Annotated in this window: 20 protein-coding genes; 9 read left to right on the top strand and 11 right to left on the bottom strand. The window is 60.2% G+C overall.

Translation table 11 applies throughout. The features are described 5' to 3' along the window. The 3 genes from CPY51_RS29825 to CPY51_RS29815 all read right to left on the bottom strand — a co-directional run. Positions 1-383, bottom strand: a 383-nt coding sequence (locus CPY51_RS29825) for a transposase (protein ID WP_146260195.1), incomplete at its 3' end; no start/stop codon positions are given. Positions 384-734: 351 nt separating this feature from the next. Next, positions 735-2,027, bottom strand: a complete 1,293-nt coding sequence (gene rhaI, locus CPY51_RS29820) for an L-rhamnose catabolism isomerase (protein ID WP_111163982.1) — start codon at positions 2,025-2,027, stop codon at positions 735-737. Between the two features lie 81 nt (positions 2,028-2,108). Then, a complete protein-coding gene (locus tag CPY51_RS29815; RefSeq protein WP_111163981.1) occupies positions 2,109-4,205 on the bottom strand; it encodes a bifunctional rhamnulose-1-phosphate aldolase/short-chain dehydrogenase in 2,097 nt (698 codons plus the stop codon). 200 nt (positions 4,206-4,405) lie between these two features. Here CPY51_RS29815 and CPY51_RS29810 point away from each other — a divergent pair, with 200 nt between their 5' ends. The 9 genes from CPY51_RS29810 (at position 4,406) to CPY51_RS29770 (ending at position 13,694) form a co-directional block, all read left to right on the top strand. Continuing rightward, a complete protein-coding gene (locus CPY51_RS29810; RefSeq protein WP_111163980.1) occupies positions 4,406-5,218 on the top strand; it encodes a DeoR/GlpR family DNA-binding transcription regulator in 813 nt (270 codons plus the stop codon). A 49-nt stretch (positions 5,219-5,267) separates the two neighbouring features. Beyond that, the gene (gene rhaS, locus CPY51_RS29805) at positions 5,268-6,263 is read left to right on the top strand and encodes a rhamnose ABC transporter substrate-binding protein (RefSeq protein WP_111163979.1); all 996 of its coding nucleotides are present in this window, start codon (positions 5,268-5,270) and stop codon (positions 6,261-6,263) included. 76 nt (positions 6,264-6,339) lie between these two features. Next, complete coding sequence (locus CPY51_RS29800) at positions 6,340-7,875, top strand: sugar ABC transporter ATP-binding protein (RefSeq protein WP_111163988.1); 1,536 nt, start codon at positions 6,340-6,342, stop codon at positions 7,873-7,875. A 10-nt stretch (positions 7,876-7,885) separates the two neighbouring features. After that, positions 7,886-8,890 carry an ABC transporter permease gene (locus tag CPY51_RS29795; protein ID WP_111163978.1) on the top strand — a complete coding sequence of 335 codons (1,005 nt, stop codon included), beginning with the start codon at positions 7,886-7,888 and terminating at the stop codon, positions 8,888-8,890. After that, positions 8,887-9,900, top strand: a complete 1,014-nt coding sequence (locus tag CPY51_RS29790) for an ABC transporter permease (protein WP_111163977.1) — start codon at positions 8,887-8,889, stop codon at positions 9,898-9,900. Before CPY51_RS29795 ends, CPY51_RS29790 begins: the two co-directional genes overlap by 4 nt. Further along, positions 9,897-10,223, top strand: a complete 327-nt coding sequence (gene rhaM, locus CPY51_RS29785; RefSeq protein ID WP_111163976.1) for an L-rhamnose mutarotase — start codon at positions 9,897-9,899, stop codon at positions 10,221-10,223. Before CPY51_RS29790 ends, rhaM begins: the two co-directional genes overlap by 4 nt. After that, positions 10,220-11,611, top strand: coding sequence for an FGGY-family carbohydrate kinase (locus CPY51_RS29780; protein WP_111163975.1), 1,392 nt, complete (start codon positions 10,220-10,222; stop codon positions 11,609-11,611). The genes rhaM and CPY51_RS29780 overlap by 4 nt, the downstream gene beginning before the upstream one ends. Before the next feature lie 183 nt (positions 11,612-11,794). Beyond that, positions 11,795-12,349, top strand: a complete 555-nt coding sequence (locus CPY51_RS29775) for an aldo/keto reductase (protein ID WP_206607269.1) — start codon at positions 11,795-11,797, stop codon at positions 12,347-12,349. A 211-nt stretch (positions 12,350-12,560) separates the two neighbouring features. Next, positions 12,561-13,694 (top strand): calcium:cation antiporter, encoded by a 1,134-nt coding sequence (locus tag CPY51_RS29770; RefSeq protein ID WP_111163974.1) that lies wholly within the window; start codon positions 12,561-12,563, stop codon positions 13,692-13,694. A 37-nt stretch (positions 13,695-13,731) separates the two neighbouring features. Here CPY51_RS29770 and CPY51_RS29765 read toward each other — a convergent pair whose 3' ends face one another. From CPY51_RS29765 to CPY51_RS29730, 8 genes are all read right to left on the bottom strand, one after another. Then, complete coding sequence (locus CPY51_RS29765; RefSeq protein WP_111163973.1) at positions 13,732-16,848, bottom strand: efflux RND transporter permease subunit; 3,117 nt, start codon at positions 16,846-16,848, stop codon at positions 13,732-13,734. Next, entirely contained in the window at positions 16,848-19,961 is a 3,114-nt protein-coding gene (locus tag CPY51_RS29760; protein ID WP_111163972.1) for an efflux RND transporter permease subunit, read from the bottom strand. Before CPY51_RS29760 ends, CPY51_RS29765 begins: the two co-directional genes overlap by 1 nt. Continuing rightward, positions 19,958-21,316, bottom strand: coding sequence for an efflux RND transporter periplasmic adaptor subunit (locus CPY51_RS29755; protein ID WP_111163987.1), 1,359 nt, complete (start codon positions 21,314-21,316; stop codon positions 19,958-19,960). The genes CPY51_RS29760 and CPY51_RS29755 overlap by 4 nt, the downstream gene beginning before the upstream one ends. A 207-nt stretch (positions 21,317-21,523) precedes the next feature. After that, a complete protein-coding gene (locus CPY51_RS29750; RefSeq protein WP_111163986.1) occupies positions 21,524-21,799 on the bottom strand; it encodes a DUF2934 domain-containing protein in 276 nt (91 codons plus the stop codon). Positions 21,800-21,906: 107 nt separating this feature from the next. Further along, positions 21,907-22,632: a glucose 1-dehydrogenase gene (locus CPY51_RS29745; protein WP_111163971.1), complete on the bottom strand. Its 726-nt coding sequence runs from the start codon at positions 22,630-22,632 to the stop codon at positions 21,907-21,909. A gap of 42 nt (positions 22,633-22,674) precedes the next feature. Next, positions 22,675-23,655, bottom strand: a complete 981-nt coding sequence (locus CPY51_RS29740; RefSeq protein WP_111163970.1) for an ABC transporter permease — start codon at positions 23,653-23,655, stop codon at positions 22,675-22,677. After that, positions 23,652-24,638 carry an ABC transporter permease gene (locus CPY51_RS29735; RefSeq protein WP_111163969.1) on the bottom strand — a complete coding sequence of 329 codons (987 nt, stop codon included), beginning with the start codon at positions 24,636-24,638 and terminating at the stop codon, positions 23,652-23,654. The genes CPY51_RS29740 and CPY51_RS29735 overlap by 4 nt, the downstream gene beginning before the upstream one ends. Then, positions 24,635-26,209, bottom strand: a complete 1,575-nt coding sequence (locus CPY51_RS29730) for a sugar ABC transporter ATP-binding protein (RefSeq protein ID WP_244598824.1) — start codon at positions 26,207-26,209, stop codon at positions 24,635-24,637. Before CPY51_RS29730 ends, CPY51_RS29735 begins: the two co-directional genes overlap by 4 nt. Positions 26,210-26,250 lie beyond the last annotated feature (41 nt).

Raw genomic sequence — 26,250 nt, 5'->3', positions numbered from 1 at the left:
ATCGCACCCAGGAACTTCGCAGCGATGTCGCCTTCCAGCAACCGGTCGCGGTTCTTCGAAAACACCGAATGGTCCCAAGCTGGATCGTCAATCCCAATGTCGACGAACCAGCGGAACAGAAGGTCATATTCCAGCCGCTCCATCAAAAGCCGCTCAGAACGGATCGAATAGAAGGCTTGCAAAAGCATGGCGCGCAGAAGCTTCTCAGGTGCGATCGATGGCCGCCCGATCGGTGAATAGAGCGCTGCAAACTCCCGTTCCAGCAAAACGAGCGCGTCGTTCACGATCTGCCGTATTGCCCGCAGCGGATGATCACGACGAACACGATCCTCCAGATCGACATAGCTGAAGAGTTGACCCGTCCTCACATCGCCGCCGCGCATCCATCAACTCCGAATCTCGACAAAGCCAGTGAATCACGACCAAAGTCTTCACGCCAGGGCCTTTTCAACAGCCTGTTAGATGCCCTCGTCCGCAAGTTACAAATTCTCTTCGCCGGTCTTGCATGCAGAGAGAATCGGATTATCTTCACCTCATCTGAAACAGAACGAAAGGAAGGTGATCCAATGTCTAATGAGATTTCGGTACTCGTGATAGACATGGGAATTGTGGTGAAGGGAACGAGGCAGCCCTCGATCTGAACCCACCTTCCTGCGGGTCGCACAGACGATCCGGGTCTTTCACAAGGCCAAACTCATGGAGGGCCGCTTTCGAGCGGCCCTTTTTGTTTGTCTTCAGATAATGCCGCCGCTGCCTGCTGCGGAAGCCGGACGCTCGGCGGAGACCTTTTTGCGGTATCCGCTGGCGCGATAGGTCGCGACCGGATCGATTGCGCCCCCGGCTCGACGACGGGCTTCGGCAAGAATTGGCTCGACATCGGCGCGGTAGGCGCGCTTCAAGGTTTCCGAGGCCATCAACGCGTCGTTCGTGTCCTGATACCCCGACAGCGCCTTGCGGTCGACGATCAACGCCTGGGCGTAAGCACGGCGAATTTCGTTGGCGCTCGAGATCAGGCTTTCGATCGGGTCGGTGACATTATGCGACTGATCGATCATATGCGCCGGATGAAAGCCCTTGACGCTGCGATATTCCGCATCGACCAACTCGTTGAAGACGAGGAACAAACGATAGGGCTCGATGGCGCCGGCATCCAGATCGTCGTCGCCATACTTCGAATCGTTGAAATGGAAACCTCCGAGCTTCTCGAACTGGATCAGCCGCGCGACGATCATCTCGATATTGGTGTTCGGCGCGTGATGGCCGAGATCGACAAGGCAGAAAGCTTTCGGACCAAGCGTCTGCGCGATCAGATAGTTCGTGCCCCAGTCCTGCACGATGGTCGAATAGAAGGCCGGCTCGTACATCTTGTGTTCCGAAAAAATCCGCCAGTCGTCTGGCAGCGCTTTGTACACGTCTGCCATAGACGCAAGATAGCGCTCGAACGCCTTGGTAAAATTGCTCTGTCCGGGGAAGTTGGAACCGTCGCCGATCCAGACCGTCAGCGCCTTTGAACCAAGCGCCTTTCCGATCTCGATGCACTCGATATTGTGCTCCACAGCTTGCGCACGGGTTGCAGCGTCGACATGGCTCAGCGAACCGTATTTGTAGGAATGTGCCTGCCCCGGCGCGTCAGAGAAGGTATTGGAATTCATCGCGTCGAAGCCGAGGCCGAGGCTATCGCCTTTTGCCTTCAGTTCTCTCGCGTCCATCTTGTCCCACGGAATGTGCAACGACACGGTCGGGGTCGCTTGGGTCAACTGGTTGATCACCGAGCAATCGTCCAGCTTGTCGAAGATGCCGCGCGGCTCGCCGCTGCCCGGAAAACGGGCGAAACGTGTGCCGCCAGTCCCCACGCCCCATGACGGCACGGCAACAAAGAACTCCGAAACCTTCTTCGTGACCGCCTCGATGTCGACGCCGCGACGAGCAAGCGTGCTGCCGAGCGCCTCGTAGTCGGATTTGAGCGCGGTGGCGCGTCGATCGTTTTCCTGTGCCACAACATCGGACGCGATTTTCAGATCGGTCATGATTTCCTCCCGAAAAGGTCAGTTATTTTAGGGTGCGATCGGCCTCTTCCCGGACCGACCGCAAACCCCGAAGCCGTGGGATCAGCGCGTAAAGCTCTGCGCGTTACCGGCGTCGACATTGATGATGTTGCCGGTCGACTTGGCGGAAACGTCTGATGCCAGGAAGTAGATCGCCTCGGCGATATCTTCCGGAAAGACATTGAGCTTCAGCATCGACCGCTTGCGGTAATGTTCCTCCAGATCATCGATCTCGATCTTCGAGGAGGCGGCCCGCTGCTCGCGCCATTCGCCGTTCCAGATTTTCGAGCCGCGCAGTACGGCGTCAGGATTGACCGTATTGACCCGAATGCCGGCTTCCGCGCCTTCGAGCGCCAGGCAGCGGGCAAGATGGATCTCGGCGGCCTTGGCGGTGCAATAGGCAGCGGCATTCGGCGAAGACGCCAGCCCGTTTTTCGAAGCGACGAAGACAACATTGCCGCCGATATTCTGGCGGCGGAATAGCCGGAACGCCTCGCGCGACACCAGGAAATAACCCGTTGCCAGGATATCCATGTTGCGGTTCCACATCGAAAGCTCGGTGGTCTCGATCGGCGCCGACGAGGCAATGCCGGCGTTCGAGACCAGGATGTCGATGCCGCCGAATTCGACGCAGGCTTCGATAAAGGATGAGATCACCGCGTCTTCCTTGGTCACATCGAGCTTGACGCTGCGCACTGCATCCGCGCCGTATGTCTTGATGAAATCATCCTCAGTGCTTTCAAGCGCCGTCTGGTCGATGTCAGCCAGTACCACGCAGGCGCCCTCTTTGATCAGCCGCGCCGCCGTCGCGCGCCCGATGCCGCCGGCACCGCCGGTGACGAATGCAACCCGGCCGGCAAGGCTCTTTGGCTTCGGCGTGCGCTGAAGCTTTGCTTCCTCGAGAAGCCAGTATTCGATGTCGAATGCTTCCTGCTCGGGCAGACCCTGATATTCGGAAACGGTCGACGCGCCACGCATGACGTTGATGGCGTTGACGTAGAACTCGCTGGCGATGCGGGCCGTGGCCTTGTCGCGAGCAAACGAGAGCATGCCGACGCCGGGAACCAGGAAGATGACCGGATTGGCATCGCGCATGGCTGGCGAGTTGTCATGCTTGCAGTCGTCGTAGTAGCGCGCATAGTCGGCGCGGTAATCCTCAAGCGCCTTGTCAAGGCCGGCGACGATAGCATCGACATCCGGCTTGGCGGGATCGAAATCGACGAGCAGCGGTCGGATCTTGGTGCGCAGGAAATGGTCCGGGCAGCTGGTGCCGAGTGCGCCGAGCGGCTGCAGATTTTTCGAATTGACGAATTCGAGAACAGCGTCCTGATCATCGAAATGGCCGAGCTTGCGCTCCGCCTTGCCGATCCGACCGCGGATTTCAGGCATCAGGCGCGCAGCGATGGCGCGGCGTTCAGCTGTCGGCAGGCTCTGGACTGCGGCACCGCCGAAGATCGTCTTGCCTTCGGTCTTGGCCGCAAACCACTGGATCGCCTTGTTGATGATGTCGAGCGTCAACTCGTAACAGACCTTGGCGTCGTTTGCCCAGGTAAACAGGCCGTGGCTTTCGAGCACGACGCCCTTGGCATTCGGGTGATCCTTGACGAAGGCGCCAAGGTCGAGGCCGAGCTGAAAACCGGGACGGCGCCAGGGAAGCCATCCGATGTCATCGCCGAAAATCTGCTGCGTGAGCTCTTTCGAATTTTTCGAGGCTGCGATGGCGATGATTGCGTCCGGATGCATATGATCGACATGCGTGAACGGAACGAAACCATGCAACGGCGTGTCGATCGAGGCAGCGCGGCCGTTCAGATTGAAGGTGCAATGCGGAAGAAAGCCGACCATGCGGTCCTCATCTTCCACACCCTTGTAGATGCCTTTCAGCGACTCGAGCTTCTCCTGATAAAGCGTCGCAAAGCCGTCGAGCTTGATGGTGCCGACGTCGCCGCCCGAACCCTTCACCCAGAGAATCTTCACCTTTTCACCGGTGAGCGGATCGGCTTCCATCACCTTGGCCGAAGTATTCCCGCCGCCGTAATTGGTGATGCGCTTATCTGCGCCAAGAAGATTCGAGCGATAAAGCAGCTTGCCGGGCTCATCCAGGCCTGCTGCGTAGCGATCATCCCAACGGTTATCCAGAAGCCGGACTTCAGCCGCCATGTCATCCTCCCATACGAAATATTCTTGACGCATCATCCGAAATGACGACGGCCTTTGCTGGACGGTATCGCTCAGTGAAAGTCATGTTGTCAATCGAAAACGCTCATAATCGATTATGTTGCAGCGCAGTATGAAAGTTTTTGATCGTTTGTGATTGACACCTGAACAGGGATACGAAATAAACGGGACAGGAGGAGACAATGCACGAACGCGAACGCCATCGCATCATATTGAGCGCCGTACAGGAAAAGTCCGTCGTGACAGTTCAGGATATTTCTGAATTGACCGAGGCTTCCGAGGCGACGATCCGGCGTGACATCGCAGCGCTGCATGTCCAGGGCAAGATCAGGCGCGTGCGTGGCGGCGCCGAAGCGGTCCATCCACCACAGCTCGGCAATCTTGCCGGCCGGCCCTTTCGGGTCTCAGAATCAGTCAACATCGACAAGAAGCGCGCAATTGCACGCCAGGCGGTCGAGCTTTGCGCCCAAGGTGACGCGATCATCATCAATGGTGGAACGACGACGTTCCAGATGGTGCATTTCATGGCCGCTCACCGGTTGCAGGTGATGACCAACTCCTTTGCGATTGCCGAACATCTCGTCAAGCATTCGAAGAATTCGGTGACCGTTCCAGGCGGCGCTATCTATCGCGAACAGAGCCTGATCCTGTCTCCGTTCGATAATGACACCATCCGCAATTTCTACGCGCGACGCATGTTCATCGGCGCACAAGGCGTAGGCCCACTCGGCATCATGGAAGCTGACGCGCTCATTATCCAGAGCGAGCAAAAGCTGATGCACCAGGCCGACGAACTTGTGGTGATGGTCGACAGCAGCAAGTTTCACCGGCGATCGAGCCTCATACTCTGCCCGCTCGATCGGGTGACAACCATCATTACAGACGACGGAATCCCGGAGGAGTCCGTCAGAATGATCGAAGACGCAGGCGTTGTGCTCGTGATCGCGAGTGTGGCGGCGCAGTCGGGCAAGGAGGATGCATCGTCGGTTGCGTGAGGCGCACCGGAGAGGCGTGGTTAAGTCTTATCAACGTGGGAGGATGAACATGAATATTGCAAAGAAACTGGCAATCGGCGTAGCGCTGGCCGCAGCGCTGATGGCAGGCACGGCAAGTGCCAAGGACATCAAGATCGGTCTCGTCGTCAAATCGCTCGGCAACGGCTTCTTCGAAGCCGCCAACAAGGGCGCGGAAGAGGCCGCCAAGGATCTCGGCGGCGTGAAGGTGATTTATACCGGCCCGACGACCACGACCGCTGAAGGCCAGATCGAGGTCATCAACTCGCTGATCGCCCAGGGCGTCGACGCCATCGCGATCTCGGCCAACGACCCCGACGCCGTCGTTCCTGCCCTGAAGAAGGCAACGCAGCGCGGCATCAAGGTGATCTCGTTTGACTCGGGCGTCGCGCCTGCCGGCCGTATCCTACAGCTCAACCCGTCGTCCAACGAGCTCATCGGCAAGATGTGCCTGACGCTGGTCAAGGATCACCTCGATGGTGGCAAGGGCGACTTCGCCATCCTGTCGGCTACGACCACGTCGACCAACCAGAACGTCTGGATTGGCGAAATGAAGAAGCAGATGAAGGACTTTCCAGGCCTCAATCTCGTCACGACGGTCTATGGCGACGACCTTTCGGACAAGAGCTACCGCGAAGCCCAGGGCATCCTGACCTCGCATCCGGAAGTCAAGGTCATTGTCGCTCCGACGACCGTTGGCGTTCTCGCGGCCTCGCAGGCGGTCAAGGATGCTGGCAAGATCGGCAAGGTCTACGTGACCGGTCTCGGCCTGCCGTCTGAAATGGCCGGCGCGATCAAGTCCGGCGCGACGAAGGAATTCGCGATCTGGAATCCGATCGACCTTGGCTACTCGACGATCCAAATCGCCTACCGCATCGTCAAGGGTGAAACCGACGGCAAGCCGGGCAGCGAAATCAAAGCCGGCCGCATGGGCACGATCAAGGTCGGCGCCAACGGCGAAGCCGCGATGGCCGACCCGTTCATCTACAATGCTTCGAACATCGATCAGTTCTCCAAGGTATTCTGATCCTTAAGTTCGAAATCGCATCACTACCCGGCGGCTTGCGCCGCCGGGACAGAAATCGATAGCCGGTAAAGTGCTGATGACCACCGCCGTTCAACATTCCGTCGCGGATGCCCCGCCTGCTGCCGAAACGGCCATTCTGGAAATGCGCGGCATTTCGCAGATATTCCCCGGAGTGAAGGCGCTCGACAATGTCAGCATCTCGCTCTACCCGGGCAAAGTCACCGCGCTGATCGGTGAAAACGGTGCCGGGAAATCCACTCTCGTCAAGATCCTGACCGGCATCTACCGCCCGAACGAAGGCGAAATCCTCGTCGACGGCAAACCGATCACCTTCTCAAGCGCACAGGCTGCCATCGACGCCGGCGTGACCGCCATCCATCAGGAAACCGTGCTCTTCGACGAACTGACGGTTGCCGAGAACATCTTTCTGGGTCATGCGCCGCGCACCGCTTGGCGAACGATAGACTGGAAGACGATGAACGGCCGGGCGAGAGCCCTGCTGGAATCGCTCGAAAGCACGATCGACCCGACGACGCGCCTGAAGGATCTCTCCATTGCCCAGCGCCATCTGGTGGCCATCGCCCGCGCATTGTCGATCGAGGCGCGCATCGTCATTATGGACGAGCCCACCGCCGCGCTCTCGCGCAAGGAGATCGACGATCTTTTTCGCATCGTCGAGGGACTGAAGGCAAAGGGCAAGGCGATCCTTTTCATCAGCCACAAGTTCGACGAAGTCTATGAAATCGCCGACAACTTCTCCGTCTTCCGAGATGGCCGCGATGTGGGGCACGGACGCCTCAAGGAGACGCCGCAGGATGAGATCGTCCGCATGATGGTCGGGCGCGACGTCAAGGACGTGTTCCCGAAGGTAACAGTCGCAATCGGCGACACCGTGCTCAATGTCGAAAAATACTGCCACCGAACCGAATTCCGCGACATTTCCTTCAAGCTCAACCGCGGCGAGATTCTCGGCGTCTATGGCCTGATCGGCGCCGGACGGTCAGAACTTTGCCAGTCGCTATTTGGCATCACCCGTCCGCTTTCCGGCCGGCTGACACTCGAAGGACGCGAAATCCAGATCCACTCTCCACAGGACGCCATCCGCGCCGGCATCGTCTACGTGCCGGAAGAGCGCGGCCGCCATGGTCTGGCGCTGCCGATGCCGATCTATCAGAACATGTCGCTGCCCTCGCTGCTGCGCACCTCCCGTCGCGGCTTCCTGAAGGCTGCCAACGAACTGGCGCTGGCACGCAAATATGCCGAGCGGCTCGATCTGCGCGCCGCATCCCTGTCCGTCCCGGTCGGCACCCTTTCGGGCGGCAACCAGCAGAAGGTGGTGATCGGCAAATGGCTGGCGACGCAGCCGAAGGTCATCATTCTCGATGAGCCGACCAAAGGCATCGACATCGGCTCCAAGGCGGCCGTTCACGCCTTCATCGGCGAGCTGGCCGCCGAGGGCCTCTCGATCATCATGATTTCTTCCGAACTCCCCGAGATCATCGGCATGTCCGACCGTGTGCTGGTGATGAAGGAAGGTCTATCGGTAGGATTGTTCGAGCGCGCAGCGCTGGCGCCGGAAACGCTGGTTCGTGCCGCCACGGGCAATGCATAGGAGCAGCCGCATGCTACGTCTCTTGAAAAAACGCGAAACGCTGCTTCTCGCCATCATCATTGCGATGATCGCAGGTTTCGCGACGCGTGCAACAGGCTTTGCCGAGCCGGCCAACCTCGTCAACATCTTCAACGACACATCGATCCTGATCATCCTGGCGCTGGCGCAAACCACTGTTATCCTGACAAAGTCGATCGACCTTTCGGTGGCCGCAAACCTTGCCTTCACCGGCATGGCCATTGCCATGATGAACGCCGCATTTCCCGGCCTGCCGCTGATCTTCCTCGTCGTCGCTGCAATCGCCATCGGGGCCTTTCTTGGTGCAATCAACGGCTACCTGGTCTGGGCGCTGGAAATGCCGCCGATTGTGGTGACGCTCGGCACGCTGACGATCTATCGTGGCATGGCTTTCGTTCTTTCCGGCGGCGCCTGGGTCAACGCCCATCAGATGACCGAGACTTTCCTGGATGTGCCGCGCACTGTCGTTCTCGGCCTGCCGGTTCTTGCATGGGTCGGCATCGTGATCGTGCTGCTGATCTATCTTGTGTTGAGGCATACGCCCTTCGGCCGCGCGACCTACGCGGCGGGCGGCAATCCCGTCGCGGCGGTCTATGCCGGCGTCGATGTCGGCTGGACCAAGTTTCTCGCCTTCGTGCTTTCCGGCGCGCTTGCGGGCCTCTGCGGCTATCTCTGGGTGTCGCGCTACGCCGTCGCCTATGTCGACATCGCCAACGGCTTCGAGCTCGATAGCGTCGCGGCCTGCGTCATTGGCGGCATTTCGATTGCCGGCGGCGTCGGCTCTGTTGCAGGTACCGTTCTCGGCGCCCTCTTCCTTGGGGTGATCAAAAATGCACTTCCAGTGATCGGCATTTCACCGTTCACGCAAATGGCCATTTCAGGCACGGTCATTATTCTCGCCGTCGTCTTCAATGCGCGGCGCGAACGCAATCGCGGCCGCATCATTCTCAGGGATCAGGCTGCCAAGGAGACGATTGGCAAGGAGGCAACGGCATGAGCACCGTTCCGGCGACCCACCATGAAAAGCGCATCATCCCGGATCGGCTGGGGACGCCGTTCACGCGCACGCTTGCAAGCTGGGAGGTGCTGCTGCTTGGCGTCGCAATCCTGATATTCGTTTTCAATTCAATTGCTTCGCCCTATTTCCTCGACGTCTGGAACCTGTCGGACGCCACCTACAACTTCACCGAAAAAGCGATGATTGCCTTTGCCATGGCGCTCCTGATCATCGCCGGCGAGATTGATCTATCGGTTGCAGCCATCATCGCGCTCGCCTCGACGGCGATGGGGGCGGCGGCGCAGGCCGGCGTCGACACGGTGGGTCTCGTCGCCATCGGTCTCTGTGTCGGCCTCCTCTGCGGGCTATTCAACGGCTTGCTTGTTTCCGTGCTGAAACTGCCCTCCATCGTCGTCACCATCGGGACGATGAGCCTGTTTCGCGGCATTTCCTATATCGCCCTCGGTGACCAGGCCTACGGCAATTATCCCGCGGATTTCGCCTTCTTCGGCCAGGGTTATGTCGTCTGGGTATTCACCTTCGAGTTCGTGCTGTTCGTGGTCCTTGCCGTTGTCTTCGCGATCCTGCTGCATGCGACGAATTTTGGCCGGCAGGTCTACACGATCGGCAACAATGATTTCGCCGCCCGCTTCTCCGGCATCCCGGTCGAGCGCGTGAAATTCATCCTTTTCCTGCTCACGGGGTTGATGAGCGGCATTGCCTCCGTTTGCCTGACCTCCCGGCTCGGGTCCACCCGCCCCTCCATCGCGCAGGGATGGGAGCTCGAGGTCGTGACCATGGTCGTTCTTGGCGGCGTCTCGATCCTCGGCGGCTCGGGCACCATCGGTGGGGTGGTCATCGCTGCCTTCGTCATGGGTCTTGTCACCTTCGGGCTCGGCCTGCTCAATGTGCCCGGTATCGTCATGTCGATCTTCATCGGCCTGCTTCTGATCATCACCATCGCCATCCCGATCATCGTGCGGCGGATCAAGACGATGAGCTCGAAATGACCGGAAAGCTCGAGCGACATGCTTTCAAGATGCGGCTCAACCCAGGCATGGAAGCCGAATACAGAAAGCGCCACGACGAGATCTGGCCAGAACTGGTCGCGCTGTTGCACGAGGCGGGCGTCAGCGACTATTCCATCCATCTCGATCCTGAGACGAACATACTGTTCGGTGTGCTCAGCAGGCCAGCCGATCACAAAATGGCAGCACTGCCGGATCACCCCGTCATGAAGAAATGGTGGAAACATATGTCTGACATCATGGCCAGCAACCCCGACAATTCGCCGATACAGAGCGATCTGGTGACGGTGTTCCATCTGCCATGACCGCGCCCGGGCCTTTCCGTCGTGTCGCCGTTCTCGATATCGGCAAGACCAATGCCAAGGTCGTGGTGCTCGATGCAACGACGGGCGCCGAGATTGGTGTCGTCCGCACGCCCAACCCGGTCTCCACGTCAGGCATCTATCCGCATTACGATCTCGAACGTCTTTGGACGTTTACCCTTGAGGCGCTGATATCCTTTGCGACTGATCCCGGCTTCGACGCAATCTCGATCACGACCCATGGTGCTTCCGCCGTCCTGCTCGACGCAAAGGGCGACCTTGCGCTCCCGGCCCTGGACTACGAACATCGCTATCCCGACGTGGTGAATGATGCCTATGACGGCTTGAGACCGCCTTTCGACGAGACCTTTTCGCCAAGGCTTTCAGGCGGCCTCAATCTCGGCGCCCAATTGCACTATCAGCAATCAATGTTTCCCGATCGCTTTGCCAACGTCGCGACGATCACGACATATCCGCAATATTGGGCATGGCGGCTAACCGGGATTGCCGCCAATGAGGTGACCTCGCTCGGATGTCATACGGATCTATGGAGCCCGAGGACCTGCGAATATTCCTCGCTGATCGACACGCTTGGCCTGCGCGCTCGGATGGCACCGCTGCGCTCTGCCTTCGATGCGCTCGGTCCCGTGCTGCCTGAGATCGCAAACCAGATTGGGCTGCCCCGCAACATCCCCGTCTATTGCGGCATCCACGATTCCAACGCGTCGCTCCTGCCCCACCTCATCGGGCGTGAACCGCCCTTCTCCGTGGTCTCGACCGGCACATGGGTGATCAACTTCGCTGTCGGCGGCGACCTAGATCACCTCGACCCCGCACGGGATGCGCTCGCCAACATCGACGCTTATGGCCGCGCCGTGCCTTCATCCCGCTTCATGGGCGGCCGCGAATTCGAAATTCTCCAAGGCGAAATCGGCAACGTTCCGTCCGCAGATGCTCGATATGCCCTAGATGCTGTCATCGAAAAAGGAATCATGCTCCTTCCGAACGTCATGTCCGGTTCGGGTCCCTTTCCCGGCAAGGACAGGCGCTGGATTGCCGCCGAAGACGCAAGCCCTGCCGAGCTGATCGCTGCCGCAGGCCTCTATCTGGCGCTGATGACGGAGGCCTGCCTGGGCTTGATCGGCGCGAGCGGTCCTATTCTTGTCGAGGGTCCCTTCGCACTCAACGAGATTTATGCCACGGCGCTTTCGTCATTAACGGGCTGCGAGGTGATCGCCCTCCCCGGCTCGACAGGCACAAGCCTCGGCGCAGCACTTCTGACGGGTATCAAACCTGTTGCCTCCAGCACCCCCAGAAATAACGAGCGTCAGCGCCTGGATTTAAAGGGCTACCACCAAGCCTGGCATCGGGCGTTGAACATTTCGCTGTAGGATAACTGCAATATCACCCGACGACACCTGCCGGCCGCCGCCCTGGCGATAGCGTTCTTCCTGAGGCCTGACTTGGCGATGCGGATCAGTCCCTCCTCGGTTGTTTCCGAGGTCGAAGCGTCGAGGACGATTGCGCCGGCGTGAAGGGTTGAGGTTAAAAGAAAACCAGCTGCTGACCGACAGATCGATTTAGCCCGTGGTCATCAGCATGACCGCAACGTCGTCGCCGGGCATTTCGACTATTTTCTGCTTGCCGGCCGCTACACCCTGCTGGAACAGGAACCGCTGGCGACGCTGCTGCCCCTCTGCGAAAAGCGTAACACCAAGATCATCATCGGAGGCCTGTATAGTTCCGGTATCCTTGCCACGGGCGCAGTTGCCGGCGCCCGGTTCAACACGAAACTTGCGCCGAAACCGATCCTCCAGCGGGTTCACCGGATCGAAGCGGTTTGCGCTCGATACAGCGTCGCGCTGCCTGCTGCCGCCCTGCAATTCCCGCTCGGACATCCCCTTGTCGTCAGCGTCATACCAGGCGCGCAATCGGTTGAGGAACTGCAGAGAACCTCGACTATACGCGGAAGGCAATACCGGCTTTGTTATGGTCCGATCTGCAGAGTGAAGGCCTTATCGACCCATCTGCGCCGTTGCCATGCAGCGGTGGAGGCTAAGCTGAACGACCCATATCGCCCGCGGCGCAGCGATGCATCGTGGGCGACGGTCGCGTGCCCAACTGTTTGACAGTGATGGGAAAATCTCGTTAAAGTTGCCGAGGCAAGAAGCGTCCTGTTGACCGTGGACGGCGCTTGTCGCAAGCATAAATTTGAACATTCTAAAATATATAATAGCGATCTATTTCGATCAGTGCTGGAATGAAACACAACCGACGAGGATATAGGGCGACCAGCCTCATGCCTTCTATATAGCCTGCATTTTTCAAACGGTGCATCACATGAACCAAACAATGGCTGCAGAGCCTTCCCCTCTGATGCGCCGCCTTCGCGACGAATGGTTCTTTGCGATCAGCGCGCTGACGGCACTTGCCTTTCTTGAATTTGGCGACCGGATATTCGAGCATTTGTCGAATCCCCTATGGCTTGTGGTGATCTTTCTTTGGCTCTTTGCTGTCGTGCTAGGCTCTGCGCTGTCGGTGGTACGCCACGCCGAGCATCTGGCGGAACGGCTGGGCGAGCCATATGGCACCTTGATCCTGACCCTTGCCATCACGTCCATCGAGGTGATCGGCATTTCGGCCGTCATGTTCCACGGCGAGAACAATCCGACCCTCGTGCGAGACACGCTTTTTGCGGTCGTGATGATCATCCTCAACGGGATGGTCGGCCTGTCTTTGCTGATGGGGGCGTGGCGCCGGCCGGAACAGCGCCACAATATGCAAGGCGCCAATGCCTATCTCGGGGTTATCGTGCCCTTGGCAACATTGAGCCTTGTCCTGCCAGATTTCACGCGCACGACGGTCGGGCCGACGCTCAGCGTCATTCAACAGATGATGCTCGCCTTGATGTCCATCGGGCTCTACGGCGCGTTCCTGGTCCTGCAGACCGGTCGCCATCAGCACTATTTCGTCGAAGATGGTGAATATCACGGGACTGCGCATCAAAAGATCGAGCACGAGGGATCGCTTTGGCTGTGCGTCGCCCTGCTGGTCGCCTACATGATCCCGGTGGTGTTCCTCGTCGAGCAACTGGCAAGGCCGATCGACTATCTGATTGAGACATTGGCGGCACCAACCGCTCTTGGCGGCGTCATCATGGCCGTGCTCGTCGCGACGCCGGAGGCCATCAGCGCCGTGCGGGCCGCGATGTCGAACCATCTGCAGCGTTCGGTGAATATCTTCCTGGGTTCGGTGCTGTCTACGATTGGCCTGACCGTGCCGGCAATGCTGATCATCAGCCATTTCAGCAACCATGATGTCATCCTGGGACTGGAGCATACGGATCTGGTGATGCTCATACTGACGCTTGCGGTCAGCATCATCACCTTTGCGAGTGGCCGAACGAACCTGATGCAGGGCGCCGTGCATCTGATGCTGTTCCTCGCGTATTTTCTGCTCATATTCCAGGATTGACGCCCGACAACGGTCGATCGCCTGACATGCGCACGGGCTATGCAGAGCTATCCTGAGCAACCAAGCGCCCGGCGGCGCCGTTGCTCCGGGCCGACCAGCGGTGATGAAGCTTTGCGAGCATCAGATAGATAATCGGCGTGGTGTAGAGCGTCAGTATCTGCGAGATGACGAGACCGCCGACGATTGTGATCCCGAGCGGCCGCCGCAGCTCGGAACCAGGCCCCGTCGCGATGATCAGCGGTATCGCGCCCATGATCGCTGCCAGTGTCGTCATCAGGATCGGCCGGAACCGCTGCAGGCAGGCCTGGTAGATCGCGTCTTCCGACGAAAGCCCGAGCCTGCGCTCCGCCTGGAGGGCAAAATCGACCAGCATGATGCCGTTCTTCTTGACGATGCCGATCAACAGGATGATGCCGATGAAAGCGATGATGGTCAGCTCCGTCCCGCTGATGACTAGTGCCAGCAGCGCGCCGAGCCCGGCGGACGGCAAGGTCGAGATGATTGTCAACGGATGGGCGATACTCTCATAGAGAATGCCGAGTACGATATAGACGGCGAGCAGTGCCGCCAGCAGCAGCAGCGGCTGGCTGCCGGATGATTGGGCAAGCGTCGCCGCGTCACCGGCGAACTCGGCATGTAGCGAATCTGGAAGGTGCATTTGGCCAACGACACGCATGATATTGTCGTTGGCGTCCTGAAGCGTGGTGCCGAGCGCCAGATTGTAGGAGATTGTCACCGCCGCGAACTGGCCCTGATGATTGACGACGAGGGGCGCCAGCGTTCGGTCGATCGATGCAACGCTGCTCAGCGGGACCAGCGTCCCCCCTGCCCCCGGAACATAGAGACTGGTAATTTTCGCCGGATCACGGGCATAGGTCGGGTCGGCTTCGAGCACGACGCGATATTGGTTGCGCTGGCTGTAAATCGTCGAGATCTGCCGTTGGGCGAAGGCGTTGTTGAGCGCGCTGTCGATCGACTGGATGCTGACGCCAAGCCGGGAGGCTTCGCTGCGATTGATGGTGACATTCGCCTGAAGCCCGTTTGGCTGGCGGTCGGTGGCGACATCGGTCAAACCTGATTGTTTCTGCAGTTCCGCCAGCACCTTGGGCGCCCAGTCGACGAGCTCGTCATAATTCGCATCCCACAAGGTGAACTGATACTGGGACTGGGAGGAACGCGCTCCTGCCCTGATGTCGCCCGGCGAGAACAGGAAGGTGCTGAGCCCCGGAACTGTTGCCAATTGCTTGCGCAATCGGTCGATGACCTCGGCGGTCGGAATGCGCTCCGACGGAGGCTTCAGCGAGATCAGCAGCTGGCCGCGATTGATGGAGCTTGAAAAACCGCCGCCACCCACCGACGATCCGATGCCCGCCACGGCCGGGTCCAGTCCGGCGATTTCGGCAGCCCGGCGTTGAAGTTCGACCATGGCCGGATAGGAGATATCGGTCGAAGCCTGGGTGCCGCCCTGGATGAAGCCGGTGTCGTCCTGCGGAATGAAACCCTTGGGAACCTTCACATAGAGAAAGACTGTCATCGCGACGCAGGCGAAAATCACGATGACCGCCGCTACGCGGTGATGAAGCACAGCCTTGAGGGTGCGGCCATAGAAGCCGATGATGGCCGAAAGCGACCCTTCTACGATGCGGCCAAACCGGCCGGGCTTGTTTTCGAGATCATGCGCCCGAAGCCGGTGTCCGCAGATCATCGGTGTCAGGGTCAGCGACACAAGCGTCGAGACCACGATGGCAAAGGCAAGGGTCAGCGAGAAGGCCTGAAAGAATCGCCCGACGATACCACCGAGGAAAAAGAGGGGAATGAAGGCGGCAAGCAGCGAAAGACTGATCGAGATGACGGTGAAGCCGATCTGGTGAGCGCCTTCGATCGCCGCCTTCATCGGCTTCATCCCGGTTTCGAGATTGGCGTATATGTTCTCGATCATCACGATGGCGTCGTCGACGACGAAGCCGACAGACACCGCGAGCGCCATCAGAGACAGGTTGTCGATCGACAGGCCGAAACCCCACATCGCGGCGAAGGTACCGGCGAGCGACAGCGGCACGGTGACACCAGCGGCCAATGTCGGCGTTGCCCGCCTCAGGAAAACAAAGACCACGGCCATCACGAAGAAGACGGTCGCAAGCAATGTCCATTGCATATCCTCGACGCTTGCATGGATCGTCGTTGTCCGGTCGGAAAGGATCGCGATGTGGACGCCCGCCGGGATGACCCTTTGAAGTTCGGGGATGAGCGCCTTGACCGCATCCACCGTCGCGATGACGTTGGCGTTGGCCTCCTTGGTAATGTTCAAGAGCACGGCAGGCTTGCCGTCGTACCAGGCATCCGACCGGCTGTTGCGGACTCCCGGTTCGACGGTGGCGATATCGGCAAGCCGTACCGCGGTGCCGTCGCCGCTTCGAATGATGATGCGGCCAAACTCCTGCGGGGTCTTCAGCTGGGCATTCAGGCTGATCGCAAAGGCGCTGTCGTTGCCGTCGATCGAGCCTGTCGGCCCGAGCGTGCTTGCACTGACGATGGCGGTGCGGACGCTGTCGAGCGCCAGCCCCATGGCCGAGAGCCTGTCAGGGTTGAGCCTGACGCGGATGGCCGGCTGGTCGGCGCCGCTGACGGTCACATCGCCGACGCCGTCCACCTGCGCGATCTGCTGGACGGCGATGGTATCCGCCGCATCGTAAATCGCGCTCGGCGCGACATTGTCTGACGTCAGTGCCAGAATGAGAACGGGTGCCGCGGCGGGATTGACCTTGCGGAACGAGGGAAGAGTTGGGAGGTCGGCCGGCAAATCGGTTGCCGCCGCATTGAGCGCTGCCTGGACGTCCTGCCCCGCGCCGTCGACGCTTCTGGATAGATCGAACTGTATGACGATACTGGTCGATCCAAGCGAACTGACCGACGTCAGTTCGGTGACGCCGGCAATCGTTCCGAGACGGCGTTCGAGCGGTGCCGCGACGCTTGCCGCCATGCTGGCAGGGTCGGCGCCGGGCCGGCTTGCCGAGACGATGATTGTCGGCAGATCGACGGTCGGAAGGCTGGCAACCGGCAGGAAACGATAGGACACCACGCCGAGTATGATCAGCCCTATCGCCAGAAGCGTCGTGCCCACCGGGCGCTTGATGAATGGCTTCGAGAGGTTCATCAGGCCCTCCCGAGCTCGTCGGCCACCTCTGGCGCCGGCCCGGTCGGACGGCCGACCACGCGGCTGCGCAGGCGCTCGAACGCCAAATATATGACGGGAGTGGTGTAAAGCGTCAGAAGCTGGCTCAGCACCAGTCCGCCGATGATGCTGATGCCGAGAGGCGTTCTGAGCTCGGAGCCCGTACCTTCGGCCAAAGCGAGCGGCAGTGCGCCGAAAAGGGCGGCCAATGTCGTCATCATGATCGGTCGGAAACGAAGGATCGAAGCCTGCAGGATCGCCTCGCGCGGCCCAAGGCCGCCCGTTCGCTCCGCCTCGAGCGCAAAGTCGATCATCATGATGGCATTCTTCTTGACGATACCCATCAGGAGCACGATACCGATCAGCGCGATCAGCGACAGGTCCTGGCCGAACAGCATCAGCGCCAGCAGCGCACCAACACCGGCCGAAGGCAGCGTCGAAAGGATGGTCACCGGATGGATCGCGCTTTCGTAGAGCAGACCGAGCACGATATAGATCGTCACCACTGCCGCAAGGATAAGCCAGGGCTCGCCTTCAAGCGACGCGGCAAATTCCTCGGCATCGCCTGAATAGGATCGCTGGATCGAATTCGGCATGCCGGTATCGTGCTCCGCCGCCTTCACGGCGCTGACCGCATCGCTGAGCGAAGCCCCCGCCGCCAGATCGAAGCTGATCGTCACGGAGGGGAACTGCTCGTCATGACTGATGACCAACGGCGCGGTGGTAAAAGATGCGGTGGCGAAGGCGTTGAGAGGCACCTGGGCATCTCCGGCACCCGCGACATAGAGCTTGTCGAGCGACTTCGGATCGGCCTGGTAATCCGGACCCGCCTCGAGGACGATGCGATACTGGTTCGATTGGCCGTATATGGTGGCGATCTGGCGCTGGCCGAATGCATCGTTGAGCGTGTCGCTGACTGCCTGCATCGAGACGCCGAGCCGCGAGGCAGTTTCACGATCGACATTGACGAAGATGCGCCCGCCGCCGGTCTCCACTTCCGAGGCGACGTCGATCAGCGATGGCGACTGCTGCATTCTTGCGGCGAGCTTTTGCGCCCAGTCGACGACTGTCGCCGTATCCGTACCGGTCAGGGTGTATTGATAGGGGGCGCGGCTGGAGCGCGTGCTGATGCTGATGTCGCGCACGCTCTGGAAGGTAACGTGAATGCCCGGCAATCCGGACACCTCTTGGCGCAGCCGGTCGATGATCTCGGTCGCCGAGGATGCGCGCTGGTTCCGCGGTTTGAGCACGAGGCTCAAGGTGCCGGTGTTCGAGGTCAGATTGGTTGAACTCGCCCCGATGACCGAAACGACGCCGCCAATATCGCGATCCGCCCTCAGTCTATCGGCAACAACGGCCTGTGTCCGCTTCATCGCTTCGAAAGAGGTGGTGGGCTCCGTCTCGATGACGGCAGTGATGAGGCCGGTGTCTTGCGGCGGCAGGAAACCCTTCGGGATGACGATATAGAGCCCGATCGTTGCGACGAGGGTCACGACAGTCACTATCAGCATCAGCGCACTGCGATCGATTGCCCAGACCAGGCTTCGGCGATAACCCGCGATAAGCCGGTCCATCGTCCGGTCGGCACCGGCAAGCAGGCCGCGACGGCGCTCGGCCGGCTTGCGCAGGATGCGAGCACACATCATCGGCGTCAGGGTCAGGGATACGACAGCCGAGACGACCACGGCGATCGTCAGCGTCAACGCGAACTCGCGGAACATCCGGCCGACGATGCCGGTCATGAAGAGCAACGGGATGAAGACGGCGATCAGCGAGAAGGTCAGCGAAATGATCGTGAAGCCGATTTCGCCTGCGCCCTTCAACGCCGCGTCCATCGGCTTTTCGCCATCCTCGATGTGCCGGGCGATGTTTTCGATCATGACGATCGCGTCGTCGACGACGAAGCCGGTTCCGATCGTCAGCGCCATCAGCGACAGGTTGTCCAGGCTGAAGCCGGCAAACCACATGACGCCGAAGGTCGCGATCAGTGACAGCGGTAGCGCGACGGCGGCGATGATCGTTGCCGTGACTGTCCGCAGGAATACGAAGACGACGAGAATGACCAGGCCGACGCTGATGGCGAGCGTCCACTGAACGTCGTTGATCGACGCGCGAATGGTCTGCGTGCGATCGTTGACGATATCGAGCGATATGCCCGCGGGCAGGGCCTCCTTCAGGCGCGGCAACTGCTTCAGCACATTGCCGACCGTCTGGATGACATTGGCGCCTGGCTGACGCATCACATCGATGATAACTGCTGGCTCGCCCTGGTACCAGGCGCCGACGCGGGTGTTCTCCAGCCCCTCGACCACATCCGCAACATCCTTCAAGAGGACCGGAGCATTGTTGCGATAGGCGACGACGACGGATTTGTATATCTGCGGATCGACGATCTGGTCGTTGGCGGCGAGCGTGAAGGATTGGTGCGTGCCGTCAAGGGCGCCCTTAGCGCCGGCGACGCTGGCAGCGGTGATCGCGGTGCGGATGTCCTCCAGCGCCAGGCCATAGGATGCAAGACGCGGCAGGTTGACCTGGATACGGATAGCGGGCCGCACGCCGCCCTGGATATTGACGTTGCCGACACCGGTCACCTGGCTCAGCCGCTGCGCCATCATCGTGTCGGCGAAGTCGCTGAGGTCCCGGATCGAGTAGCTCGTCGAACGCAGGGCGAGCGTGACGATTGGCGTATCGGCGGGGTTCACCTTGGCATAGGTGGGCGGATAGGGAAGCGTCTTGGGCAGTGTCGACCCGGCGGCGTTGATCGCAGCTTGAACATCCTGCGCAGCGCCGTCGATATCGCGGCCAAGCTCGAACTGCAGCGTGATCTGACTGATGCCGAAGGCGCTCGACGACGTCATCGATGCAAGCGAAGGGATCTGCCCGAGCGGACGCTCGAGCGGCGCGGTCACCAGCGACGCCATGGTATCCGGATCGGCACCCGGCAGCTGCGTCGTCACCCGGATGGTTGGGAAGTCCACCTGCGGCAAAGGGGCCACCGGCAGGTTGAGATAGCCGAGCAGACCACCCAACAGGATCGCTATCCCCAGAAGAGAGGTGGCGATCGGCCTGTTGATGAACAGCGACGAGACACTCATGACTTCGGCGTGGGCGGAATGGCTGATGTGGCGTCTCCGTCACTGGCCGTGCCGTTTTGCTTGTGACGATGACGGCCCTTCTGCTGGTCGTCTTGCGGGGGGGTCGCTGGCGGTGCTGCAGGCTCGGAAGGCCCGGATATTTCGACCTTCGCCCCGTCCTGCAGCCTTGCAAAGCCCGTTGTCACCACCTTGTCGCCGGCAGCAACCCCTTCGGTGACCACCGCCTGGACATCATCCTGCAGGCCTACCTTGACGGTCTTCATCGTGACAGTCTGATTGGGTTGAACGAGATAGACGAAAGTGCCGCTGGGACCGCGCTGGACCGCTGCCGTTGGCACCACGGTCACGCCCTTCATCGTCTCGACCAGCAATCGCGCGTTGACGAAGGCGCCTGGCCAGAGCGCCAGTTTGTCGTTTGCGAAATTTGCTTTGAGCTTGACCGTGCCGGTGGTCGGGTCGACCTGGTTGTCGACAACGGCAAGCGTGCCATTATCGATGACGGTCTGGCCATCCCCGGAAATCGCCTCGACGCTGAGCAAACCGCCGGCACTTGCCGCGTTGACCCTGGCAAGCTGCTGTTGCGGAACAGAGAATACCACGGAGATCGGCTTGATCTGCGACAACGTGACGATGCCTGTTGTATCCGACGAACTGACGATGTTGCCGATGTCCACGTTGCGGATGCCGGTACGCCCGTCGATCGGGGCCTTGATTGTCGTGTAGTCGAGGGTCGCTTGCGCGCTCTCGATTGCCGCCTGGTCGGACTGGATTGCGGCGGTGTATTGGGCAACCTGCGAACGGGCGGTATCTGCCTGCTGCTGCGTTCCCGAGCTTGACTGCACGAGCCGCGTATATCGTTCGAGGTCCAGTCGGGCATTCTGAAGGAGTGCCTGGTCCTGCGCCTTCTTGCCGATTGCCTGGTCGAGCGCTGCCTTGTAGACCGCGTCGTCGATCCGGACGATGACGTCGCCCTTCTTGATATCCTGGCCTTCCTCGAAATCGACCTCGACGATCTTGCCGCTCACCTGCGGGCGAACGGTCACTGTGTTCAACGGTTTCACCGAGCCGACGCCATCGATATAGACAGGGACGTCAGTCGTCTTTGCGTCGGCCACGAGCACGGGTGTCGGGCCTTGAGACTGGGCATCGCCACGCCGCCGCCCGTTGCCTTGCCGGTTCCCGGATTGTTGATTGCCGCCCTGCCGATTGCCCGCCTGCTGAGAGGTCTCGCTGGCCTGACCGAACCCCAGAATTCGCTCCACATTACCCAGCCAACGATCGCGTGTGGCGTAGGCACCAAAGCCTAGCGCGCCGACGATCGCGACCGACACCAAGACCCGAAAAGTCCGAGCCATCAATTCACCTTTCTTCTGCGCTCCAAAAAGGAGCATCATTGTGCGACCTTAGCTGGCCGCAGATGAATACGGAATTTGTGGTGGAATTAAATTTTGTCCACGTGCCGAGCTATTCTGCTCAAAAGCACGGCTATTCCTGCTGAAATTGGCGCGTCCGGCTGATGGCAGCCGCCGAGATGGCTTTTGCAGGTGGCCGGCGGAGCTGGATCAGCGGCCGGTGCGTGATTTCCTGGAAGCTGTCTCCTTCGCCGACGATGCACCGGGCAAGGAGGCGTCGCCGCTCGCGGCCTGCATCAGACGACTGGCTGCCCGCAGCTTTGCCACGAGCTCGCTGCCGTCGACCGAAGCCCTGGTCTGCTCCAGTCGTTCGAATTCGATCGCCGCCTGTGCCCAATGGCCACCACCGCGGCCTTCCGGCCTGCCCTCTGCTTCCCATAGGGAATAGGCACGCTGGCTGATCCAGTCGTCTTTCGTATGGTTCATGATAGTCCCCGGCCAATCCATTCAGCAGCGTGCGGTGAGCGTGCCAGATTTGCCTTACGGAGTCGTTACCTCGATAACATTAATAGCTGCAATGCAACGCTCGGCGTTCACGTAATCGCGAGCCCGCCGTCGACGGCCAATGAGACGCCGTTGATCATACTTGCCTCGTCGCTCAGCAGGAACAAGATGGCTTCGGCAATTTCATCCGGTTCAAGGAAGCGACCAAGCGGGATACGCGCCCTGACGGGGTCAGCTTTTGCCGGATCGCTCCATGCCAGCACTCCCATCGGCGTCATCGTCACCGTCGGATTGACGCTGTTGACCCTGATGCCCGACGGCCCGAGTTCGAGCGCCATGACCCGTGTCACCGCATCGAGCGCTGCCTTTGATGCGCAATAAACGGTGTGGTCGGCAACCGCACGACGTGCGGCATCGCTGGAGACATTGACGATAGAGCCGCGAACGCCGCGGCGCAGCCAATCCCGCACCACGATCTGCCCGATGATAACTGGCGCCTTGGTGTTGACGCTGATGACGCGATCGAATTCTTCCGGATCGGTGTCGATGAAGGAGGAAAGCACGGTTGTCCCGGCGCAATTGACAAGCATGTCGACCGGCAGCGCCGACGAAACCGCCGTGCGGAGTGCATCGCCATCGGCGACATCAACGCAAACCTGCTGGCAGTCGATCTCGGCCGCCAGCGTCCGGAGATCGTCTTTGCTGCGCGTCACGGCGATCACGGTTGCGCCCCGATGGCCAAGCTTTATAGCGGTCGCCCGACCAATGCCCTTGCCGGCACCAGTCACCAGAACACGTTTTCCCCTCCACTCCATGCTTCGCTCTCCTCCGTATGCGCGATCGGCTGGGTCAGAGGTTTAACCCAGTCTCTCCTCCAGGTCACGCCTGCCGAGCCGCGTCTGGAGGACAACGACAATCAGGAGGAAAACACCGCGAACGACCGATTGCCAGTAAGCGGACAGGCTGATCCAGCCGAGGCCGTTTTCGAAATTGAGAATGTTGAAGATCAGCCCCAACAGGGCGACACCGGCAAGTGTCGTTCCGACCGATCCCTTGCCGCCCATCAGCGACGTCCCGCCAACGACCACGGCTGCTATGGCGAAAAGTTCCCATCCCTGCCCTTCGATCGGCTGCCCGGCGCCGAACTGGGAGGCGAGGATGACGCCGGCGATCGCGGCCAAGGTTCCGCTCGCGGCGTAGACCATAAGCTTGACGCGGTCGATCGGAAGACCCATCAACCGCGTTGCATCCTCATTTCCACCAATCGCCAAAGTGGTCCGCCCGATTTCGGTGAAATTGAGAACGATTGACCCGGCAATGAAGCACAGCAATGCGATCCATGCCGGGATAGGAAAGGCGAAAAGGTCTCCTTGGCCAAGAACCGTGAACGTGCTGTCGTAATCGACTTCGACGGATGCGTTACCGGACAACAAAAGGGCCGTGCCCTTTGCGGCGAGCATCATCGCCAAGGTTGCGATAAAGGGAAATATGCCTAGACGCGTGACCATCAGACCGTTGAGCAGCCCGGCGACAAGACCGACCCCAGCGCCGGCCAGAAGCCCAGGCACAAACCCATAGGGCGAGGCCATGGCGGAGACGACGCTGCCAAGAGCTGCAACGGCGCCGACGGAAAGATCGATACCGCCGGTCATGATAACGAAGGCCATGCCCAGCGACACCAGCGCAAACATGGAGTTGTAGCGCATAAATGTCAGGATGTTGAACTCGCCGAGGAAGTTGTCGTAGCGCAGCGCCCCGAAGATGATGAGGGCGACCAACGCGGCGATGACACCGTAACGTCCGATGAATTCGGAGAGCGATTTTCTGCTTGTCATCATCCGTTCTTTCCATGTCTCTGCAGCCAGACGGCAAGGACGATCAGCCCGGCCTTGACCACCAGCGCTGCCGCATCCGGAACGCCGTTGGCAATCAGCGAATAGCGCACCAACTGGATGATGAGCGCGCCGAGCAGCGTTCCGACGAGATTGGCCTTGCCGCCCGCAAATGGCGTACCGCCAACAGCAACCGCCGCAATCGCATCAAGCTCCATTCCAAGCCCGACCTGGTTCGCATCGGATGACGAGTTGATGGCAATGACGATCAGGCCGGCGAAACCGGCGCAGAGGCCGCTGATCATGTAGACGCGGCGCTTGATCTTGCCGACCGACATTCCTGAGAGATAGGCGGCCGTTTCATTGCCCCCGACAGCCAGGACAGAGCGGCCGAAAAGGGTCTTGCGCACAAGCCAGATCGCTGCAACCACGAAGATGACCATGGCAATCGACTGCACCGGCACTCCGAGCGGCCGAGCAAGGCCGATCCATTGGAAATTCGGCTCGCGGAAGGTGACGAGGTTGCCGTTGGTCAGGACCTGGGCGATCCCGCGGCCGGCGATATAAAGGACGAGCGTGGCGACAATCGGCTGGATACGGTAGTGACTGACGAGAATGCCGTTGAAGAGCCCCAGCAGCGTCGTCACGATCAGCGGCACGATAAAGGCGAGCGGAATGATGAGGTACACTGGAAGCCCCAGCACCTTGTCGAGAAAGATCAGCGGCGCCAGCTGGCCGGCAACCGCCATCAGCGAACCGACCGAGAGGTCGATGCCTGCAGTGGCAATGACCAGCGTCATGCCGACCGCAACGATGACGATCGGCGCCACCTGCGTCATGTTGACGTTGAAGGTCTGCAGCGAGGCGAAGTGCGGTGTGAACAACAGGTTGAAGGCAAGCAAGGCCAGGAGCGCCAGAAACGCTCCGTGTTTTGCCAGCGAAAATTGCGGCAATCGCCGGGGTGCGGCCGCGGTGGAAACATCTATCATCGGCCTGTTCCTTGAGCGACCTCGGATGGAGATGCGGGGTCGGCCCCGTGCGCCATCGCGCCAAGCATGGCATCGGCGGTCAGCCCATCGCCTTTCAGAGTAGCAACCGTTCGTCCGTCACGAAGAATGTAGGCCTTGTCGGATCCTTCGACGATTTCCTCGATCTCGGAAGAAACCATCAGCACGCCAAGACCCTTTTCCGCCAGTTCGCGGATGAGCGCCTGGATTTCGGCCTTTGCACCGACATCGATGCCGCGCGTCGGTTCGTCGAGGATGAGAAGCTCCGGATCAAGCGCCAGCCAGCGTGCCAGCAGTACCTTCTGCTGATTTCCACCTGAGAGTTCGCGGATCGGCTGTTCCGGGCTCGAGCACTTGATGCCGAAGCGCTTTATAAACCGATCGACCACCTGTTTTTGCTTCGCCTCGTCAACAATGCCGTTTTTCGTCAGCATCGGAAGAAGGGCCAGCGTCAGGTTCTCACGCACGGAAAGCAGCGGGATTATGCCTTCGCCCTTTCGGTCCTCGGTGCAGTAGCCGATCCCTGCGGCAATCGCGTCCTTCGGAGACACCGGCGCGAAGGCTGTGCCCTTATAGGCAAAGCTGCCGCTCTCTGGCTTGTCCATTCCGAAAACGAGCCGCGTGGTCTCCGTGCGACCGGCGCCGAGTAGGCCGGAAATCCCGACGATCTCGCCCTTGCCGACGGAAAAGCTCACATCATGAACGCGCGGCCGGTGCGCCAGGCCTTGGGCGGCCAACAAGGGTTCGTGTTGGCCAGTCGACTTGCTGCCGAAGCCGGTAACGCCACTCTTTTCGATGCGGCCTAAATCCTTGCCAAGCATGGCGGCGACCAGTTCGAGCTTGCTGATCTCGCTCATCGCCGCCGTCTTGACCGTGCGTCCGTCTCGAAGGATCGTAACCCGGTCACAGATCGCGTAGAGTTCGTCGAGCTTATGACTGACGAAGACGACCGACACGCCTTCCGACTTCAATTGCCGGATCACATTGAAGAGCACCTCGACCTCGCGGTCGTTCAGCGACGAGGTCGGTTCGTCCATGATCACCAGACGCGAGGAAAATCCGAGCGTGCGGGCAATCGCCACCATCTGCTGGGTGGCGATGGAAAAGTCCTCGAGCGGTCGGCGGACGTCGATCGAGAGGTTCAGCCGACCGAGCAGCCGTTCGGCTTCGGCGTTCAAGGCAGTCCAGTTGATGAAGCCGAAACGACCGAACGGGCGACCGAGGCAGACATTCTCCGCAACCGACCGAAAGCCCACGAGGTTGATTTCCTGGTAGATTGTGGCGATGCCGCGCGCCTGCGCCATCTTTGGATCGGCAACGTCGAACGGTTGCCCGAGAAAAGTGAACTGGCCGGCGTCTCTGCGATGGTAGCCGGTCAGCACCTTGATCAGCGTAGATTTGCCCGCGCCATTTTCACCGACGAGAGCATGGACTTCGCCATGTCCAATTTCGAGGTCCGCCCCGCTGAGCGCGACGACCCCGCCAAATCTCTTTTCAACACCGGACATGCTGAGCATGACTGGAGACGGCCCGCTGACCGAATTTGTATTCATTCTTCACTCCCGACGCCTTCCCCGATCAAGGGGAAGGCCAA

The organism is Arminella tubonensis (genome assembly GCF_003240585.1).
Lineage (GTDB): Bacteria > Pseudomonadota > Alphaproteobacteria > Rhizobiales > Rhizobiaceae > Rhizobium > Rhizobium tubonense.
Note: the sequence above shows the minus strand (reverse complement) of the source record. Positions and strands in the feature narration are given on the sequence as shown.

What these genes read in the sequence shown, in the direction of transcription:
- rhaI (WP_111163982.1), bottom strand. Translation starts at nt 2,027, where the DNA reads ATGACCGATCTGAAAATCGCGTCCGATGTTGTGGCACAGGAAAACGAT.
- CPY51_RS29770 (WP_111163974.1), top strand. Translation starts at nt 12,561, where the DNA reads ATGAACCAAACAATGGCTGCAGAGCCTTCCCCTCTGATGCGCCGCCTT.
- CPY51_RS29735 (WP_111163969.1), bottom strand. Translation starts at nt 24,638, where the DNA reads ATGATAGATGTTTCCACCGCGGCCGCACCCCGGCGATTGCCGCAATTT.
- rhaS (WP_111163979.1), top strand. Translation starts at nt 5,268, where the DNA reads ATGAATATTGCAAAGAAACTGGCAATCGGCGTAGCGCTGGCCGCAGCG.
- CPY51_RS29790 (WP_111163977.1), top strand. Translation starts at nt 8,887, where the DNA reads ATGAGCACCGTTCCGGCGACCCACCATGAAAAGCGCATCATCCCGGAT.
- CPY51_RS29795 (WP_111163978.1), top strand. Translation starts at nt 7,886, where the DNA reads ATGCTACGTCTCTTGAAAAAACGCGAAACGCTGCTTCTCGCCATCATC.
- CPY51_RS29815 (WP_111163981.1), bottom strand. Translation starts at nt 4,205, where the DNA reads ATGGCGGCTGAAGTCCGGCTTCTGGATAACCGTTGGGATGATCGCTAC.
- CPY51_RS29730 (WP_244598824.1), bottom strand. Translation starts at nt 26,209, where the DNA reads ATGAATACAAATTCGGTCAGCGGGCCGTCTCCAGTCATGCTCAGCATG.
- CPY51_RS29750 (WP_111163986.1), bottom strand. Translation starts at nt 21,799, where the DNA reads ATGAACCATACGAAAGACGACTGGATCAGCCAGCGTGCCTATTCCCTA.
- CPY51_RS29755 (WP_111163987.1), bottom strand. Translation starts at nt 21,316, where the DNA reads ATGGCTCGGACTTTTCGGGTCTTGGTGTCGGTCGCGATCGTCGGCGCG.
- CPY51_RS29765 (WP_111163973.1), bottom strand. Translation starts at nt 16,848, where the DNA reads ATGAACCTCTCGAAGCCATTCATCAAGCGCCCGGTGGGCACGACGCTT.
- CPY51_RS29740 (WP_111163970.1), bottom strand. Translation starts at nt 23,655, where the DNA reads ATGATGACAAGCAGAAAATCGCTCTCCGAATTCATCGGACGTTACGGT.
- CPY51_RS29745 (WP_111163971.1), bottom strand. Translation starts at nt 22,632, where the DNA reads ATGGAGTGGAGGGGAAAACGTGTTCTGGTGACTGGTGCCGGCAAGGGC.
- rhaM (WP_111163976.1), top strand. Translation starts at nt 9,897, where the DNA reads ATGACCGGAAAGCTCGAGCGACATGCTTTCAAGATGCGGCTCAACCCA.
- CPY51_RS29760 (WP_111163972.1), bottom strand. Translation starts at nt 19,961, where the DNA reads ATGAGTGTCTCGTCGCTGTTCATCAACAGGCCGATCGCCACCTCTCTT.
- CPY51_RS29810 (WP_111163980.1), top strand. Translation starts at nt 4,406, where the DNA reads ATGCACGAACGCGAACGCCATCGCATCATATTGAGCGCCGTACAGGAA.
- CPY51_RS29800 (WP_111163988.1), top strand. Translation starts at nt 6,340, where the DNA reads ATGACCACCGCCGTTCAACATTCCGTCGCGGATGCCCCGCCTGCTGCC.
- CPY51_RS29780 (WP_111163975.1), top strand. Translation starts at nt 10,220, where the DNA reads ATGACCGCGCCCGGGCCTTTCCGTCGTGTCGCCGTTCTCGATATCGGC.